This is a genomic window from Caballeronia udeis, assembly GCF_001544555.2.
Taxonomy (GTDB): Bacteria; Pseudomonadota; Gammaproteobacteria; order Burkholderiales; family Burkholderiaceae; genus Caballeronia; species Caballeronia udeis.
In genome coordinates, this window is the sequence record NZ_FCOK02000054.1 from 49,652 (window position 1) to 65,366 (window position 15,715).

The 15,715-nt window shown below is 57.0% G+C and carries 16 protein-coding genes; 12 read left to right on the top strand and 4 right to left on the bottom strand.

Annotated elements, in window-relative coordinates:
- Positions 1 to 24 precede the first annotated feature (24 nt).
- From AWB69_RS48065 to AWB69_RS30345, 3 genes are all read left to right on the top strand, one after another.
- On the top strand, positions 25 to 354 hold the full coding sequence (locus AWB69_RS48065; protein ID WP_156529009.1) for a hypothetical protein: 330 nt from the start codon (positions 25 to 27) through the stop codon (positions 352 to 354).
- On the top strand, positions 260 to 1,435 hold the full coding sequence (locus AWB69_RS30340; RefSeq protein ID WP_063977944.1) for a zinc-binding metallopeptidase family protein: 1,176 nt from the start codon (positions 260 to 262) through the stop codon (positions 1,433 to 1,435). Before AWB69_RS48065 ends, AWB69_RS30340 begins: the two co-directional genes overlap by 95 nt.
- Before the next feature lie 125 nt (positions 1,436 to 1,560).
- Positions 1,561 to 2,364, top strand: coding sequence for a transglutaminase-like domain-containing protein (locus AWB69_RS30345; protein WP_062090520.1), 804 nt, complete (start codon positions 1,561 to 1,563; stop codon positions 2,362 to 2,364).
- Between the two features lie 25 nt (positions 2,365 to 2,389).
- On the opposite strand, the gene hpaC is transcribed toward AWB69_RS30345, so the two are convergent.
- Positions 2,390 to 2,902 (bottom strand): 4-hydroxyphenylacetate 3-monooxygenase, reductase component, encoded by a 513-nt coding sequence (hpaC, locus tag AWB69_RS30350; protein ID WP_062090521.1) that lies wholly within the window; start codon positions 2,900 to 2,902, stop codon positions 2,390 to 2,392.
- A gap of 299 nt (positions 2,903 to 3,201) precedes the next feature.
- The gene (locus tag AWB69_RS30355) at positions 3,202 to 3,636 is read right to left on the bottom strand and encodes a VOC family protein (protein ID WP_062090522.1); all 435 of its coding nucleotides are present in this window, start codon (positions 3,634 to 3,636) and stop codon (positions 3,202 to 3,204) included.
- A 206-nt stretch (positions 3,637 to 3,842) separates the two neighbouring features.
- Between AWB69_RS30355 and AWB69_RS30360 the strand changes: the two genes are divergently transcribed.
- The 3 genes from AWB69_RS30360 (at position 3,843) to AWB69_RS30370 (ending at position 6,465) form a co-directional block, all read left to right on the top strand.
- A complete protein-coding gene (locus AWB69_RS30360) occupies positions 3,843 to 4,709 on the top strand; it encodes a LysR family transcriptional regulator (RefSeq protein WP_062090523.1) in 867 nt (288 codons plus the stop codon).
- A gap of 78 nt (positions 4,710 to 4,787) precedes the next feature.
- Complete coding sequence (locus AWB69_RS30365; RefSeq protein ID WP_062090524.1) at positions 4,788 to 5,417, top strand: TetR/AcrR family transcriptional regulator; 630 nt, start codon at positions 4,788 to 4,790, stop codon at positions 5,415 to 5,417.
- A 31-nt stretch (positions 5,418 to 5,448) separates the two neighbouring features.
- A complete protein-coding gene (locus AWB69_RS30370; RefSeq protein WP_231937285.1) occupies positions 5,449 to 6,465 on the top strand; it encodes a DMT family transporter in 1,017 nt (338 codons plus the stop codon).
- Positions 6,466 to 6,936: 471 nt separating this feature from the next.
- Here the strand turns inward: AWB69_RS30370 and AWB69_RS30380 are convergent, their stop codons facing one another.
- A complete protein-coding gene (locus tag AWB69_RS30380; protein WP_062090526.1) occupies positions 6,937 to 7,170 on the bottom strand; it encodes a hypothetical protein in 234 nt (77 codons plus the stop codon).
- A gap of 391 nt (positions 7,171 to 7,561) precedes the next feature.
- Positions 7,562 to 8,326, bottom strand: a complete 765-nt coding sequence (locus tag AWB69_RS30385; RefSeq protein WP_062090527.1) for a helix-turn-helix transcriptional regulator — start codon at positions 8,324 to 8,326, stop codon at positions 7,562 to 7,564.
- 557 nt (positions 8,327 to 8,883) lie between these two features.
- On the opposite strand from AWB69_RS30385, the gene AWB69_RS50450 reads away from it, so the two are divergent.
- The 6 genes from AWB69_RS50450 (at position 8,884) to AWB69_RS46135 (ending at position 15,503) form a co-directional block, all read left to right on the top strand.
- The gene (locus AWB69_RS50450; protein WP_269447504.1) at positions 8,884 to 9,216 is read left to right on the top strand and encodes a hypothetical protein; all 333 of its coding nucleotides are present in this window, start codon (positions 8,884 to 8,886) and stop codon (positions 9,214 to 9,216) included.
- A gap of 413 nt (positions 9,217 to 9,629) precedes the next feature.
- Positions 9,630 to 10,487, top strand: coding sequence for a tyrosine-type recombinase/integrase (locus AWB69_RS30390; RefSeq protein ID WP_062090528.1), 858 nt, complete (start codon positions 9,630 to 9,632; stop codon positions 10,485 to 10,487).
- A gap of 70 nt (positions 10,488 to 10,557) precedes the next feature.
- The gene (locus tag AWB69_RS48835) at positions 10,558 to 10,851 is read left to right on the top strand and encodes a tyrosine-type recombinase/integrase (protein ID WP_197500356.1); all 294 of its coding nucleotides are present in this window, start codon (positions 10,558 to 10,560) and stop codon (positions 10,849 to 10,851) included.
- A 637-nt stretch (positions 10,852 to 11,488) separates the two neighbouring features.
- Positions 11,489 to 12,913, top strand: coding sequence for a cytochrome P450 (locus AWB69_RS30400; RefSeq protein ID WP_062090531.1), 1,425 nt, complete (start codon positions 11,489 to 11,491; stop codon positions 12,911 to 12,913).
- 306 nt (positions 12,914 to 13,219) lie between these two features.
- The gene (locus AWB69_RS30405; RefSeq protein ID WP_231937286.1) at positions 13,220 to 13,672 is read left to right on the top strand and encodes a RidA family protein; all 453 of its coding nucleotides are present in this window, start codon (positions 13,220 to 13,222) and stop codon (positions 13,670 to 13,672) included.
- 985 nt (positions 13,673 to 14,657) lie between these two features.
- Entirely contained in the window at positions 14,658 to 15,503 is an 846-nt protein-coding gene (locus AWB69_RS46135) for an eCIS core domain-containing protein (RefSeq protein ID WP_197500357.1), read from the top strand.
- The last annotated feature ends 212 nt before the right edge of the window (positions 15,504 to 15,715 follow it).

Here is a 15,715-nt window from a genome sequence, read left to right on the forward strand (position 1 = left end):
CTGACTCCTGGACGAATTTTGGCAATGTTCAAAAGCAAACTCCATGCCGTTTGGTCGAACGCACCATCGGGCAAGGCTCCCGACAACTTCCATGCACTCAATACTGCGTTTAAACCGTTCTCAGCATCCGCTGATGCACCAAACTGGCGCGTAAAACGCCCTTTGCGTCTGGACCGGACCGTTCTCGCGGCGGCACGTGCCTTGCTGGAAAGCCAGCATCGCAGTCACCGCGCCTTGCTTGCCAGCCTATCTCTTCAATATGAAAACATTCCATTGCGGCCGTTGCCAGCATCACGTTTTTTTCGAGAACGTGAAATGCGAATCCTGTGCGGCGTTGCTGGGCTTCGTCCCTGAATTGTCCGAAGTTTGCGCGTTCGAACCGGCTGGCAACACGGCCGGCGATTCGTCCGGTATTGCGCTGTGGCGTGCGTTGAATCCATCGGCGAACGGTGCGCTGTTCCGGCAGTGCAATAACTACGCGCTGGAGAATGTCTGCAACTGGATGATCCCGGCGGATTCGCCGGACATATTGTGCCCGGCTTGCAGCCTGACGCGAACCATCCCCAATCTTTCCCAGCCTGACAATCGCGTCTACTGGTACAAGCTGGAGACGGCCAAGCGGCGCTTGCTGTTTGCGCTCTCGGCACTCGGCCTGAACACGGATTCCAGGCGGACCAATCCGGACACCGGTTTGCAGTTCGAGTTTCTTGAGGACGGTGACATGGGGCCGAAAGTCCTGACCGGTCACGACAACGGCCTCATTACGATGAACATAGCCGAAGCCGACGACGCGCTGCGTGAACGCATGCGCGCGGAAATGCACGAGCCGTACCGCACGCTGCTGGGACATTTCCGGCATGAGATAGGCCACTACTATTTCGACCGGTTGGTGACGAATACGAACTGGGAAGCGCCGTTTCGAGAGATGTTCGGCGACGAACGCGTTGACTACGCCCAGGCGATGCAGGCGCATTACGACAATGGACCGCCGGCCGACTGGGACCAGTCTTATGTGAGCGCCTACGCCACCATGCATCCGTGGGAAGACTGGGCGGAGACGTGGGCTCATTACCTGCATATCGTCGATACGGTGGACACTGCTGCCGCCTGCGGATTCAAGCTCGATCCAAAGTCCGACAACGAACCGTCGCTTACCGAGATCGAGCCGATCGAGAACACCAGTTTCGATAAACTCATGAAGCAATGGTTTCCGCTGATGTACGCATTGAACAGCTTGAATCGAAGCCTGGGGCTGGCCGATGCATACCCGTTCACGCTCTCGCCGAAGGTCGTCGCCAAGCTGCGTTTCGTGCATAAAGTGATCGCAGGCGCCGGTGCCCGGAAGCCAGCGAACGAACCGAGCGCTGACGTTCAGCAAGAAATCAAGCCGGAGATCGACCAAGACCCGCAGGAACAGTCTGCGGCGACCAGTTGATCGGCAAATAATCAGGAGTTCGAGCTATTTGACTCTGTCTCAACCATCGCCCATGGTGAAACACGCCAGGACGATGCCAGTGGCTCCACGGCCACTCACGCGCCCAACCCAGAAAGGTCAGTCCGATGAAGCTCCGCGTTGGTTACGAACTGGTCTATGAATGCGTGCAGCCGACTCCGATGCTGCTGATGCTGAACATGCACGCGTCACGTGCGCAGAACATCCTTGTACCCGACATCCTGAGGGTTGACCCGGGCGTACCCTACTCGCAGTATCGCGACTCGTTCGGCAATCTGTGCAGCCGGCTGGTCGCGCCGCAAGGCTGGCTCACGCTGTCCACGCAGGGGTTGATCGACGTGCCGCCTTATCCGGAGTTGCCGGAACAAAACGCTTATCAGCACGCCGTTGAAGAACTGCCCGACGAGTGCATGCAGTTCCTGCTCGGCAGCCGCTACTGCGAGACCGACCTGCTGTCCGACGCCGCCTGGCAGATGTTCGGCCATACACCGCTCGGACGCGCCCGGGTGCAGGCTATTTGCGACTTTGTTCATCGGCACATCCGCTTTGATTACAACTGCGCGCGTCCAACCAAGACGGCATTCCAGGCGTATCAGGAAGGCGTGGGCGTATGCCGGGACTTTGCGCATCTGGCCGTCGCGCTATGCCGCGCGATGAACATTCCGGCACGCTATTGCACGGGGTATATCAGCGACGTCGGTTTGCCGCCGCCCTATGCACCCATGGATTTCTGCGCCTGGATCGAGGTGTACCTGGGCAACTCGTGGCACACGTTCGATCCCCGCAATAACGCGCCGCGTACCGGCCGCGTGTTGATGGCGCGAGGCCGTGACGCCGCCGATGTCGCGTTGAGCAACACCTTCGGCGCCACCACGCTGGTGAGGTTCAGCGTGGTCTGTGAGCCTCAATAAAACAGCACGACGTACTCAAGCAGGCTCAGCAAAGTGCGGGCGCCGTACGAGCCAGCCGATGGAAGTGGCGGCCGAAATAGATCAGGCTGTCGCCGTCGCCCCGCACCACGATGTCCGCTACTTCCACGAACATCACCGAGTGCGAGCCCACGGTCTTCGTATCGACAATACGGCCTTCAAGACTAGCGAGCGCATCGCAGAGAACGGGCAAGCCGAGGCGTCCCGCGGTCCACGCCTGCTGCTCGAATCGTTCGTTCATCGGCAGCTTGGTCATGCCGGCGAAATGGCGCGCCAGCTCCTGGTGATCAGCGGGCAGCACGTTGATGCAGACGTTGCCGTTGCCCGCAAGCACGGCATGCGCCGAGCTTGACTGGTTCACGCAGACAAGCATGGTCGGCGGTGTGTCGGTGACCGAACACACCGCGCTTGCGGTCATGCCGCAGCGCCCGCGCGGGCCGTCGGTGGTGATGATGTTGACCGCCGCAGACAGGTACGCCATGGCCTCGCGAAACAGCTTGCGGGTGCTTTCGTTATTCATCTCTTGCTCCCCGGTTCACGCGAATACGCCTGAATGCAACGGACTCTGTCACGAGTCCCGCTGTGCCTTGTGCGTTGCCGTCGGGTCGCTTCGCCGGGAATGGCGAGCTGCAACGCGACCGTGGGAAACGCTGACCAGGCGGCTGTATCCGGTAATGGCGGTAGATTGCCGCGATCCCGGCTGACCGGTATGCCTGCTGGACCACATCCGCGGATAAATGACCGGGGAACGGCCACGCGGCATCGGCCGGCAAACCGGCGGATGCCGCAGTTCAGTGCGTGGGGAGAATGGCTGCCGGACTACTTGGCAAACAGCGAGGCGATGTTCGCAAACGCCTTGATCTCGAGCGCGTTACCCGACGGGTCCAGGAAGAACATGGTCGCCTGTTCGCCGACTTCGCCCTTGAAGCGCACATGCGGTTCGATGATGAATTCCACCCCGGCCGCCGTGAGTTTGTCCGATGCCGCTTGCCACTGGTCCATCGGCAGCACGACGCCGAAGTGCCGGACCGGCACTGCATCGCCGTCTACCTCGCTCGTCTTCCGATGACCGATTTCGTCCGGTGCAAGGTGAGCGACGATCTGGTGCCCGTAGAAATTGAAGTCCACCCAGTCGGGCGCGCTGCGGCCTTCCGGACAGCCAAGCAGGTCGCCATAAAACGCACGGGCGGCCGCGATGTCGTGAACCGGAAAGGCGAGATGAAAAGGGGAAATGGCAGCAGTGGTATTGCTCATGGCGGGGTCCGGATATCGATTGAGTAAGTCGTCTTCGACGACACGGACACGTTCTGTCCGCGCCGCCCTCATGGCGTGTGAAAAATGAATGTCACGCCACGAAAAGACAGTGTAGGGGCAACGATAATAGTTGAATAGCGATAGTTTTTTTGGCTCAGCATCACTAAAATCGATCAATTAAAACCCTTGAGCCGGTCGATAAAACCATGATGCGAGAGCTGAAAACCTTTCTGGCCGTGGTGCGTTTCGGAACGTTCGCGAGTGCGGGCGCGCATATCGGGTTGACGCAATCGGCTGTCAGCGCGCAGATCCAGCGGCTGGAGGAAGACCTGGGTTTTCCCCTGTTCGACCGGACGGGCCGCTCGGCCACGCTCAACGCAGCGGGCAGGCAGACGGTCGAATCGGCCGAAGAATTGTTGTCGGTCTACGCCCGCCTCGCCGCACGCGGCGGCACAGCGGAACAGTCCGGCCTGCTGCGGGTTGGGGCTATTGCTTCGGCTCAGGCGTCGTTTCTGGTCAGTGCCATCGAATTGTTCCGGCAGACCTCGCCCGGGTGGCGAATCCGCGTGGTTCCCGGGGTGTCGCTCAACCTGCTGGCGCAGGTGGACTCGGGCGAAGTCGATGTCGCGGTGATCATCAAGCCCCCTTTCGCGTTGCCCGCCGAACTGCACTGGCGCACCCTGCTCACCGAAACCTTCGTGCTGCTGGTCCCGAGCGAGCTGGCGGACCGGCCGTGGCGCTCGCTGCTCAAGTCGGAGCCGTTTATCCGGTACGACCGGAGTTCCTTTGGCGGCCGCCTCGTGGACCGCTTTCTCAGGAGGATTCGCGTGACCGTGCAGGACGTGGTCGAACTCGATGAATTGCAGGGGATCGTCGGGCTCGTGGCGCACGGGGTAGGTATTGCGCTTATCCCGCAGTCGTCCGCGTTGCACATGCCGGAGACCGTCCGTGCTTTGTCTCTTGGAGACGAGACCTTCGCTCGCGAAATCGGCCTCGTCCAGCGGCATACGCGAAATGAGCAAACCGTCACCGTGCAATTCGCCGGGTCCGTCTGCGCCGTTCTGCCTCGATGAACGATTGAGAGGTGCCGGGATTCAAGTCGTTTTCAGTGCGGCCTTGATTTGTTGAACGATAGGTCATAATATCCACGCATGACAAAACCTGCCTCCCTGCCACAGGCCGCCGAGCGCTCACAAGAGCGCGGGCGACCCCGTGAATTTGATCTCGACGAAGTCGTTGCTGCCGCCGGCCGGGTGTTCTGGGAGGGGGGATATCACGCGACCTCGGTCGGGACCTTATGCGATGCAACCGGGCTGCTGCGCGGCAGCCTCTACGGTGCATTCGGCGACAAGCACGGGTTGTTGATTGTCGCGTTCGAACGTTATGCCGACGGCGCGGTTGCCCGGCTCAAGGAGCGTCTTGAAGCCGATCTGCCGCCGCGTGAATGCCTGCGGGAGGCGTTGCTCCACTACACCCGGCTCAGCGCCGACCTCGCCGGGCGCCACGGGTGTTTCATCACCAACGCGGCGCTTGAACTGCTTCCCGCCGACGACGTATTGCGGCCTTACATCGAAACTACCCTGCAGCGCATCGGTGCCCAATTGACTGCAGCCGTGATCCGCGGCCAGCAAGCGGGAGATTTCAATGCGGATCTCGACGAAAACGCCGTTGGCACTTTCTTGCTATGCATCGTGCAGGGGCTGCGGGTGCTGGGCAAAGTCGAAGTAAGTGAAAAGAAGCTGGTCGGCATCGTCGACATGACCCTGCGCGCGCTGCTCTAAAAATTTTTCCATAATTTTTGAACGATAAGTCATGAATAAATTATTCGAGCATCAAGCGACTGCCGCAGGTCAGCCGGCTCCGGTCCCACGCGTTCCCGTTGCCGCCATGCGCGCCGGATACCTGAAAGGCGTGCTGCTATGCATGAGCGCGACCGTTCTGATGGGCGTCATGTTTCCCATCATGACAAGCGCACTGCGGCACGTCGATCCATTCACGTTCACGTCGTTGCGCTACCTGATTGCCGGCAGCGCGTTTCTGATCCTGCTGCGGATGAAGGAGGGTCGAAGCGCATTCCGGTTCAAAGGAGAACCTGTCGCGCTTGCCTGGTTGCTGGGCTCGATCGGCTTTTGCGGATTCGGTTCCTTCGTTTTTCTTGGGCAGCAATTGGCCGGACGCGACGGCGCGCTGACTGCATCGATCATGATGGCAACCCAGCCTATGATGGGCTTGATCGTGAATTCCGTCGTGCGCGGCGTCCTGCCGCCGCTGTATTCGTTCCTGTTTATCCTGATGTCGTTTGCCGGGGTCGCGCTGGTGGTGACGAAGGGCGATATCGCTGCGCTCCTGAGCGAGCCTCGGCACTATTCGGCGAACGCGTTGATTGTGGCGGGTGCGCTGTGCTGGGTGATCTACACGTTCAGTGCGTCGTACTTCAAGACATGGTCCGCGCTCAAATACACGACCATGACAACCTGGCTCGGCCTGACTACGATCATGGGGCTCAACCTGCTGTTATTTGCGCTGCATGCGGTGCCCGTTCCGACAGCGGCCACGCTGATCGCCATTCTCCCGCACCTGCTTTATATGGGACCTGTAGCGGGTTTTATCGCCATTCTGTTCTGGAACATGGGGAACAGGATCCTTACGCCGCTCAATGGCGTGCTGTTCATGGATGTGCTTCCCGTGACCACATTTGTTGTGTCGGCGATCAGCGGATTGATCCCGACACACATGCAGATTGCAGGTGCTTGCATGACCGGCGCCGCGCTGATTCGCAACAACCTTTATTTGCGCCGCCGCGCGCAGCGCCTTGCGGCGAGACCGTAGAAGCGGGCCGCTACCAACGGGGCAGCAGCCTTATCAAGCCTTCCATGATTGCCGCTGTCAGATGAGCTGAAACGGCGCCCTCGGTACTGCCTCTCCGTCCACGCTGGCTATTGCCCAGGTGACCGCAAAATTCGTGGCGGCATTATGCGAAGCGAAACGGCCAAGCGTGCCGTGCGAACGTTGATTTCCATGCTCGTCCCGAATGATCACGAATGAATCGAAGGCGCCTTGGGCGGGAGCAACCACGGGCCGTATGGTCGATCCTCGGTATTGCATTTCCATATTCAACTCTCTCAACTTAGTTTGAGGCAATGGAACCAGGAAAAAAACCAGAGACGTTCCCGATGTCGAGGCATCGATGCGCAGCGCATACGAATCAATATGCCAAAACGTAAACCAAAGCCCGGGTAATCGAATTTTGCGTGCACCCGTCCTTTCAATTCGAGCGGTCCCGCAACTCAAGCGCCACGATCAAACTGCCGTGTTCACGCGTTCGAGTATTCGCTGCACGATGGCGTGCTGGGTTGGCGTCAGTTCTGGAAAACGCGCCAGATCAATTACACGCTTGCGCCAATAAGCCTGGCCGAGTACCGAACCGCGGCCCCCTTCACTCCAGCGCGGAACAATCCGCGCCAGGTGTGCAATCTCCTGCTCAATCAATAACGGATGTCGGCCGGCGTTTGGGAAGGTCTGGTCAAAGCTCACGGCTCATGCTCCAGTAACAAAGACAAAGCACCCGACATTACCGTGACTTTATCTACAGCGAATCCCCAATTTTGAGGATTTTAACTAGACGGTAACCTCTAGTAATTATTTTCGGCCAAAACCGATAAGCAAGGGTGCATAGGCGCACCGCGCCGGCGTCACAAAGGGCCATTATAGGGAAAAGCGGAATGCTGTCCAGAACGGGAGATAAGCAAACTGAATTCAATTGCGTTTGTATGCCAGGATGGCATTATCATCGGATTTTTGCTGAAGCAGTTATTCGAACACCATGTTCTAATTAAAGCAACGCGTCGACTGCGCACAGCATTCAGCGCGGGTTATTTTCTGGCCATTGGCTATTTATTGGAGTGATTTTAGACTGCGCGGCGCGTTATCGGCCGTTCGTCTGCACTGCGCGAATCAGTTTGGACCTGCTTCCAACGCCCAGCTTGTGGAAAGAACGGTCAATATGCGTACGGACAGTTGTATAAGAAATGCCCAGCCGGAACGCGATTTCCTTGTCGAGCAAGCCTTCCACCACCAGCCGGACCACATCCCGCTCGCGCGCCGTCAGGTTCTTCAGCACGTCTTCTGAAATCGGCCTGGCTTGCGGGCCGGACGGCTCTGTCAACCCTGCTGCGGTGCGTGCTCGCGCGAGCGCTGCGGTAAAAGCCGGGCGAATGAACTCGGCCATGGCGAGGTCATGATCGGAGAAGTCATCCCGATGTTTGCCTCGCCAGATACGCAAGTCGCCAATATTGGAATCGCCGGCCCACGCATAAACGTTCATGCCCCAGTGCAAACCGTCACGACGCAGAAAGTCGTTGAACAGTTCGGTCCGCATCAGCTCGCCTTGCGGAATCACATTGGTCACACGAACCGCCTCGCGGCAATTTTGCAGCCTCGGGGTCACGGTATCGCGGTACTGATAGTAGTGCTCGTACTCGGACAAGTTGTCTTCGGACATGTTGAACGAGACCCGATTAACGAATTCCTTCTTCGTCTCGTCCCAGACATATGACCCCAGGTGGTCCGCACGCAGCAAGCTGAGCATGCGAATGCCCACCTCCTGCCGCATCACCTGCTCAGGAAGTGAATCGGCAAGCACAGCGAAGATGTCGGAAACCAGGCCAGTTTCGCGGCTCGTCAAATACATTTCACGAACATCCTGGTCGGTCCCGGGTTAATAGCTCGCCTGCGTTTTCTCCACGCGCAAGCCGCCACATTTTGAAATACTGCTTCGCAGACTACACGGACGATATTGCTGATTCAAGTCTGTTTTATTCGCGCCGTTAACGAGTTAACCATTATTTCAACTGACGGGCCAATCGCTCGAACGTATCGCGAAACGGCGGTAATCCAGGCCGCCGTCACACAATTCCGACGCCTGCCAACGGGGAAATACTTCTGCCAAATGGGGAAATGCATGGCCTTCATTCCGAATCTACGTCGTCGCAAACCCGCCATTGCAGTCGGTGAAGCCGCTTCCGCCGCGCGACCAAGCTTTGGTTAAATCGATACCCTGTTCGATTACGGCGCATTGCTCGCCGCGTCGCGAATTCACTGGGCACACTGCCCGCGGCCGGCAATTCGACGATTGCGATTATTGGCGCGGGTATAAGCGGCAATTTTTGCGGGCGGCGACACCCAGAGCCAGCAGCTGTTCTTCCAGTTCCAGGGCAGCCTCAGCCCGCGACGGACCCCTTCATCTATCTGGCCGGAGACAGTTGCTCGTTCACTGGCGGATGGGTGGAAGGCGCGCTGCAAACGGGCATTAATGCGGTGTGCGCCGTGATCCGGAGCCTAAGTGGCAGTGTCGTGCCGAGCACCCGCTGGACAATATGTCGCCCCAATACGACCACAGTGGTGCATCGACCAGTGAGAACAGGGAGGCGAGCGGCTGGCGTTGAAACCCGGGTTCGCGGAGCGTTGATCCAAAAAAAGACCCGCACAAGGCGGGTCTTAGTCTCTCAGTTTCGTATGGCGGAACGCGTGGATATTCTCGGGCACGTTCGCTTTGCCATCGGAGTGCGGTGTAGACGGTGAAGCCCCCCGCTCTGTTTAAGAACTTAACTGATTAACAAGCATCCTGCATCCTCATTTATGAGGACACGAAGCGGCCGAGCAAGTGGACCGAAAGGCTGCAGGTTTCGGCCCGGGTTCCGGGTTCGCGCGGGTTTCGCCCGTAGCTTGTAGCTTGGCCGATAAGTTGGCTGAGATTCAGGCGGCCTCTTTCAACGACGCCATGTCGATCACACATGAGAATATGAAAATCATTAGAGTCCATTGCTGTTTATAGATGTATAACAGATCGGCTAGATCGCCCATCTGCTATGCCTTTTACGTAATCGCGCAGTCCACGGAAGTATATGGAGGTACACATCCATCCACGAAAAAACCGGGTATTAAACCGGGTAAGAGGTTAATATTTGGTCTTCTGATACCCGGTTTTCCCACCCATGCCACTCACCGACGTCAAGATCCGACAGGCCAAGGCTGCGAACAAGCCCATTAAAATCACTGACTCCAACGGGCTCTATATTGAAGTAAAGCCAAGTGGATCTAAGCTCTGGAGATATAGGTACGAACTGGGCGGCAAGGAGAACGTGTTCGCGATCGGCGAGTATCCAGAGGTAAGCCTGCAAGCGGCCCGGGCGGAACGCGATGCTGCCCGCGCGTTAGTCAAGAAAGGTACTCATCCGGCATATGCTCGACGCGTCGAATTAACCACCTCGATCGAAGTCGGCCGAGAGACGTTCAAAGCCATCTGCGACGAATGGCTTGGCAAAATGAGGAAGCTTTGGACGTTGAAGCACTATGACGAAGTGTCGCGGATGATGGTGGCCGACACGTATCCGTCCATCGGCTCACTGCCAATACGAACGATAACCGCCCGTCACATCCTCGCAGTAATGCAGCGCGTGGAAGAACGTGGTTCTCCAAGCGTGGCAATCAAGGTGCGGCAGTACATGTCATCGGCATTTCAGTACGCGGTCATTACGCAGCGGGCCGATGCGGACCCAGCATCTGTGCTGCGCGGTGCAGTGATTAAGCCAACAATACAGCATTCGCGCGACCTGGCTAAAGAGGAAATATCCGCCATTTATCGAACGATGCCTTTCTATAAAAGCAGACGTACGGTCCTCGCTCTTAAGCTGCTCATGATGTTTTTCACTCGCACGTCCGAACTCGTCTGTGCTGACTGGGATGAATTTGACCTGGAAATTGACGAATGGCGAATTCCACCGCACAAGATCAAGGCACGGCGACTGCATGTGGTCCCGGTGTCTCGACAGGCGAAAGCTATTTTCGCTTGAACTGCGGGAGATGTATGGCGCAAAAGGGTTTTTGCTTCCAACTCTCCACAGCAACACGAAGAACGGCCACATGAGCCGCGCGACTGTGAACCATGCGATGCGGTACCTCTTGCCTAACCATCCTGAACCGATTACTGGACACGACTTTCGCGCCACGGCTTCGACCTATCTACACGAGATGGGCTGGCGCGACGAAGTGATCGAGATACAGCTTGCCCACAAAGATAAAAACCAGACCCGCGCTGCTTACAACCATGCGAAGTACCTACCAGAGCGGCGCGAAATGATGCAGGCTTGGTCCGACTGGCTGGAGGCGATTGAGGCCGGGTCCGTAGCCGAAAAAGACCCGCGACTGGTCGCCTAGCACCTATTTGCCTCCGACGTCTGAGCGCGTTGCGTTTGCGCTGCTGAGCACCTGCTGCCAGTCGCGATAGTCGCTTGTCGTTAAGGGTTGTTCTGCGACCCTGAACCGCCGTTCAGACTTTTGCCATGGCAACGACCGCTTCCAATGTACAACGGCCGTTCCTTCTTCTGTTTCGTGAGGCGGGTCATCGGCCTTTGCGGACGTTGACGTGACGGCGTCGGTGAGGCGGCTATAGGTCGCTTTCCTGCCGTTCCCGTACCGATGGCCGCGAATGTCAGGTCTCACTGTCAGCGAATGAGTGCTCCCGACCCTCACCGGCCGTTTGACCCCGTCCGCAGTCAGCGGCTGTTGGCAAGGTTTAGCGGCCATCCATGCCATCCCGCCCGGCGTAACTTTCTCTGCCATCGCAGCCGGCAGTATCGCGACTGGTCCTTGCCATGATTCGTCAGCCTCTTCATACATTGGTTCGAGTCTTCATGTGGCGCCGGCGGCGAGTTAAAAAGGCGTAGGCACGTTAGATAAAGGCTTGTCGCCGAGACTTGCAACTCTCCGCATGACCTATGCTTTAACTGTGCGGTGTCGTCAAAACGATCCCGGTCTTCATACCATTGCTAAGGTTTGCTGACGGAGATGAAACATGGCCATTGCGCCGGCAGGAACCTTGAAGATACGTGAAATCGCCGATCTTCCGGCGCCGCGAGGCCTCCCGCTTATTGGAAATGCGCACCAGTTGACTCCCTCGCGCGCGCATCTCATTCTCGAGCGGTGGGCGCAGCAGCTTGGCACGCCCTATCGTTTCCAGATCGGCTCACGGCCTGTGACGGTCTGGGACGACACGGAGCTTTGTCATTCGATCATGCGCGAGCGACCACACGGAAATCGGCGGTATTCGTCGATTGAGGAGACTCTTGACGAGATGGGCAGCAACGGCCTGTTTTCTGTCGAGGGCGCCGCATGGGAACCGCAACGAAAGCTGGTTATGCAGGCCCTCTCCGTAGCACATATCAAGGCGTTCTATCCCACCTTGGCGGCCATCACTGAGCGTCTCAGAGTACGGTGGGAACGTGCGGCGAATAGCAACCGCGTGGTCGAAATGACTGAAGATCTTAAACGTTATACGGTCGATGTCACCAGCGCGCTCGCGTTCGGCGACGATCCGAGAACACTGGAGCAGGACGGCAACGTCATCCAGGAACATCTGGCGTTGATTTTTCCTATACTAATGAACCGGATAAACGCCCCGTTCCCCTATTGGAGATACGTCAAGCTACCACGAGATCGCCGGCTCAATCACTCCCTAGTGGAAGTGCATCGCTTCGTGCGCTTGACGATTAATCGTGCGCGCGAACGCATCCGAGACCTGCCTCATGACGAACCCGGCAATTTACTCGAGGCCATGCTGCAAATTCGCGACATACCGGGCTCTGGGTTTACCGATGATCAAGTGGCCGCCAACGTGCTGACTATGTTGCTCGCGGGTGAAGACACCACGGCGCATTCGATCGCGTGGGCGCTTCTGTATCTGACCTCCGACGACGCGTTGCAGAGTCGGGTTTCAAACCGGTCACGCGCCGTGTTGGGAGCCGCTGGCGTGTGCCCGACTTACGAAACACTCAAGACGCTCGACTTGTGTGAGGCCGTGTGCACTGAAGCGAGCCGGTTCAGGCCCGTAGTGCCCGTTCATGCATTTGAGCCGCTGCAGGACGTCGAGCATCGCGGGATTCGCTTGCCTGCGGGTTCCAGAATGTTCTTTTTGACGCGTCCCTCCATGCTCGATGCGAGCAATTTCGAGCATCCCGAGAAATTTGATCCGGAGCGCTGGATGCATGAACGAATATCGGAGCGGGGAGCGCACGAGACGCGTGCGCATTTGCAGTTTGGCGGGGGACCCCGGGTATGTCCCGGACGGCATCTTTCGACGGTCGAAATGCGGCTTGTCATTTCGATGTTATCGGCCGGGTTTGTTTCGCGGCTTGCAGTCGATATGAGTTCTATTCGCGAGGTGGCCGCGTTCACGATGGTGCCGAGTGGGATGCCAGTGCAGCTTTGTCTACGGCAGTGAATGTTCGCTGGCACTCGTGGGTTCTTCCCTCGCGTTAGCTTGGTCGATCCCGCTAACCCTTTGGTTCTCTAATGCCTCGGCCAGCAGGAGCTTGGCGCCGGTTAAGGCCGCGGGTGTGCGACTACGGCGTAGCGTTTCTGCGTCCGAGGACAATCGCCAACAGTCTCGGTCGTTCGCTAGTTCCATGGTTTCCGGTTGACTAGTCGATAGAATCACCTACCATCCATTGAGAACCAATCGGAATAATGAAACGAAGGTCTGCTTAGCGTTATGCCTGCCCATATTCTCGAAACTAGGAGCACGATCATGTTCAACGTCGGTGCGCGGGTGGCTGTACTCATGTGCGCAGCAGGATTCCTCCTCGCCGGTTGCGCCGCGCCAGAAAGTCACCTTACCAAGCGCGAGGTCGTCTTGCCTGCCGGTGCAAGCGCAGGGGCTACCCCATACTCGCCAGGTGTGCGCGTGGGTAACATCATCTATATCTCCGGCCAGATTGCTGGCGAGGCAGGACCCGACATCCGTCCTCAAACCGAATTAGCCCTCAAAAAAATTCAAGCCATTGTCGAGGCCGCTGGAGCAGCGATGTCCAGCATCGACAAATGTACGGTGTTTCTCACGCGCCAGACGGATTTCGCGGGTATGAACGAGGTCTGGCGGAACACGTTTCCGTCGAATCCACCAGCTCGCTCAACCGTCATTGTTGGGGCACTCCCGCGCCCCGAGTTGGTCATTGAACTCGAGTGCATGGCTCACACATAAGTGCGAGGGAGCGGTAGCTGCACCAAGCGCCGGAGCGACTCATGTACTGAATCAGGAAACGTGGGATCTGCGATCAGTCCGAGCTGGACGGCGAGAAGCCGGTCTTCAGTCACGCGAAATCGATGGGGAGCGGCTCTCAGCATTTTCAACAGCGGACGTCCACGTCCCGGTGCTAATCGGTCTCTGGCACCATCCGAGGCAATCTGCAAAATCCGACGATGCGCCGGGCAAGGACGACCCGTGAATGTCCATTGATTCGTGCGGAGTCGACGCTCGAATGACCCCATGACGGCGCTGGCGAATGGCGGCAACTGGCCGCGTGCTGCCCGACGCCTCAGGCACATCTCGACCCACCTCCGCCTTTCGACGCGCCCCTACCCAATGACAGCTACCAAGCAGCAACGATCATTCGTTCCTTCGGGTCTCTGGTGAATCCCTTGGCCCCCGCCCCTCTCCAAGCGCACCTTGCAAGGTTCTTCGGCTTCTTCGGCCTCACAAGCTCCTACTTCTGCCGGAGAGAGCGGTTGTGTCCGACGCCATCATGTTGCGGCTAACGAAGGGCTAAGCGTGCGCCAAAGTCGCTGAAACTTCTCTGTGATTTGGGACCAAGTACGTCTAGCATTGGTAACAACCAATTGCATCCCATTAAATGGTAGGTATTGAGGAGCAGTTAACCGGCGTTCCAAAATAGTTGAGCAATCGCTGAGCGGTAACTTGCGTCCCCGGAGCAAACATGCGCCCAAGCATCGCGAAGTGGCTCGTTCTCGGAGTACTCCTTAGTGACTTAAATGTTGCGAAGGCGTGGGATTGCAATTCGAACTGCGATGCTTGCATCCTGCGAAACGTCTTCACTGGTGGATGTTCCCAAATGGGGCACGATGTTTCATGCGAAGCAGCAAAGGCCGCCGCGTGCAATGGGATTCCAAATCCGTTCGATTCGGTAAACAGGTGCCTGTCCGATCTGAATGCGTGTCCAAGAGCGACGGTGCAATCGATTCCCGGTTACCAAATAGCTGACGCGTGTATTAAAAATATAGAACGTTGCCCGCAGTATATTGTCTCTAGCATCCCTTCTCTTGCCATCCAACCAATTATAGATAGCTATAAAGCGCACTTGTTTAGTCAAGCGAACGGTAAGTGGCAGCCACTTCCAGCTTGGTTTGTCAATCAATTCTCCAAAAACTACCCTGAGATTTCGTTGAGTCAGATCCGATATGCTGAAGGAATAGATACTGTCCATGGCCAAAACATAACTTTGGGCTATCACGTCTTCCTTGTCGGAGCAGTCAGCCTTGGAACTCGAAGTGGTAATCAATTGATGCTGCATGAGTTGCAACATACCGTTCAATGGGTTCAACGAGGTGGAGAGCAACCTTTCTTAAGCGAGTACATCTTACATTCCGCGGGACAAATAATCGCCAACCGAAGTATCAACGTTCATGATTCTGTTTCGTTTGAGCGCGATGCAATTGGGAAGGCAAATCAGATGATCGATAATCTTGGATGGATGTTTTTAGTGAAAAATTCTTGTGAATATCCAATCAATATTTCTATTTCCTATTTCGATAATACGATCTCTGATTACAAAACTACATCATTTTATACAGTGCGCGCTGGTGGAAGCATAATTCCTGTGAATGGAGACGGCCCATTACACACTACTCACGGAAGCTACTATTATTACGCTTCAGCGATCGGTCGCAATCTTGAGTGGGGAGGCGGTGCAAACGCAAGAAAAATCGTAATCGGTGATATTAGTTATTTTTTTAGAGCCGAGAGAGAGACTGGGGCTCCCGAAGCAATTGTCGTGGAACTTACCTGTCCCAGATAACGTCTTCGATAATCGCGCAGCCTTTACGACGTCGTAAAATCAGACTTGAGTGCGCTGATCAGACGCGATCGGCCGTCGGAAGATGGAAAGCGGACGTTCGAATGCCCTTACTAAATCACCGGAGAACGTCCGTTCACGGCGGTTGTCAACGTACTTGTCGTGTCACTTCAAGCAAACTGCTTTAGTTCTTCCGGCTGCATGCGCTCCGGATT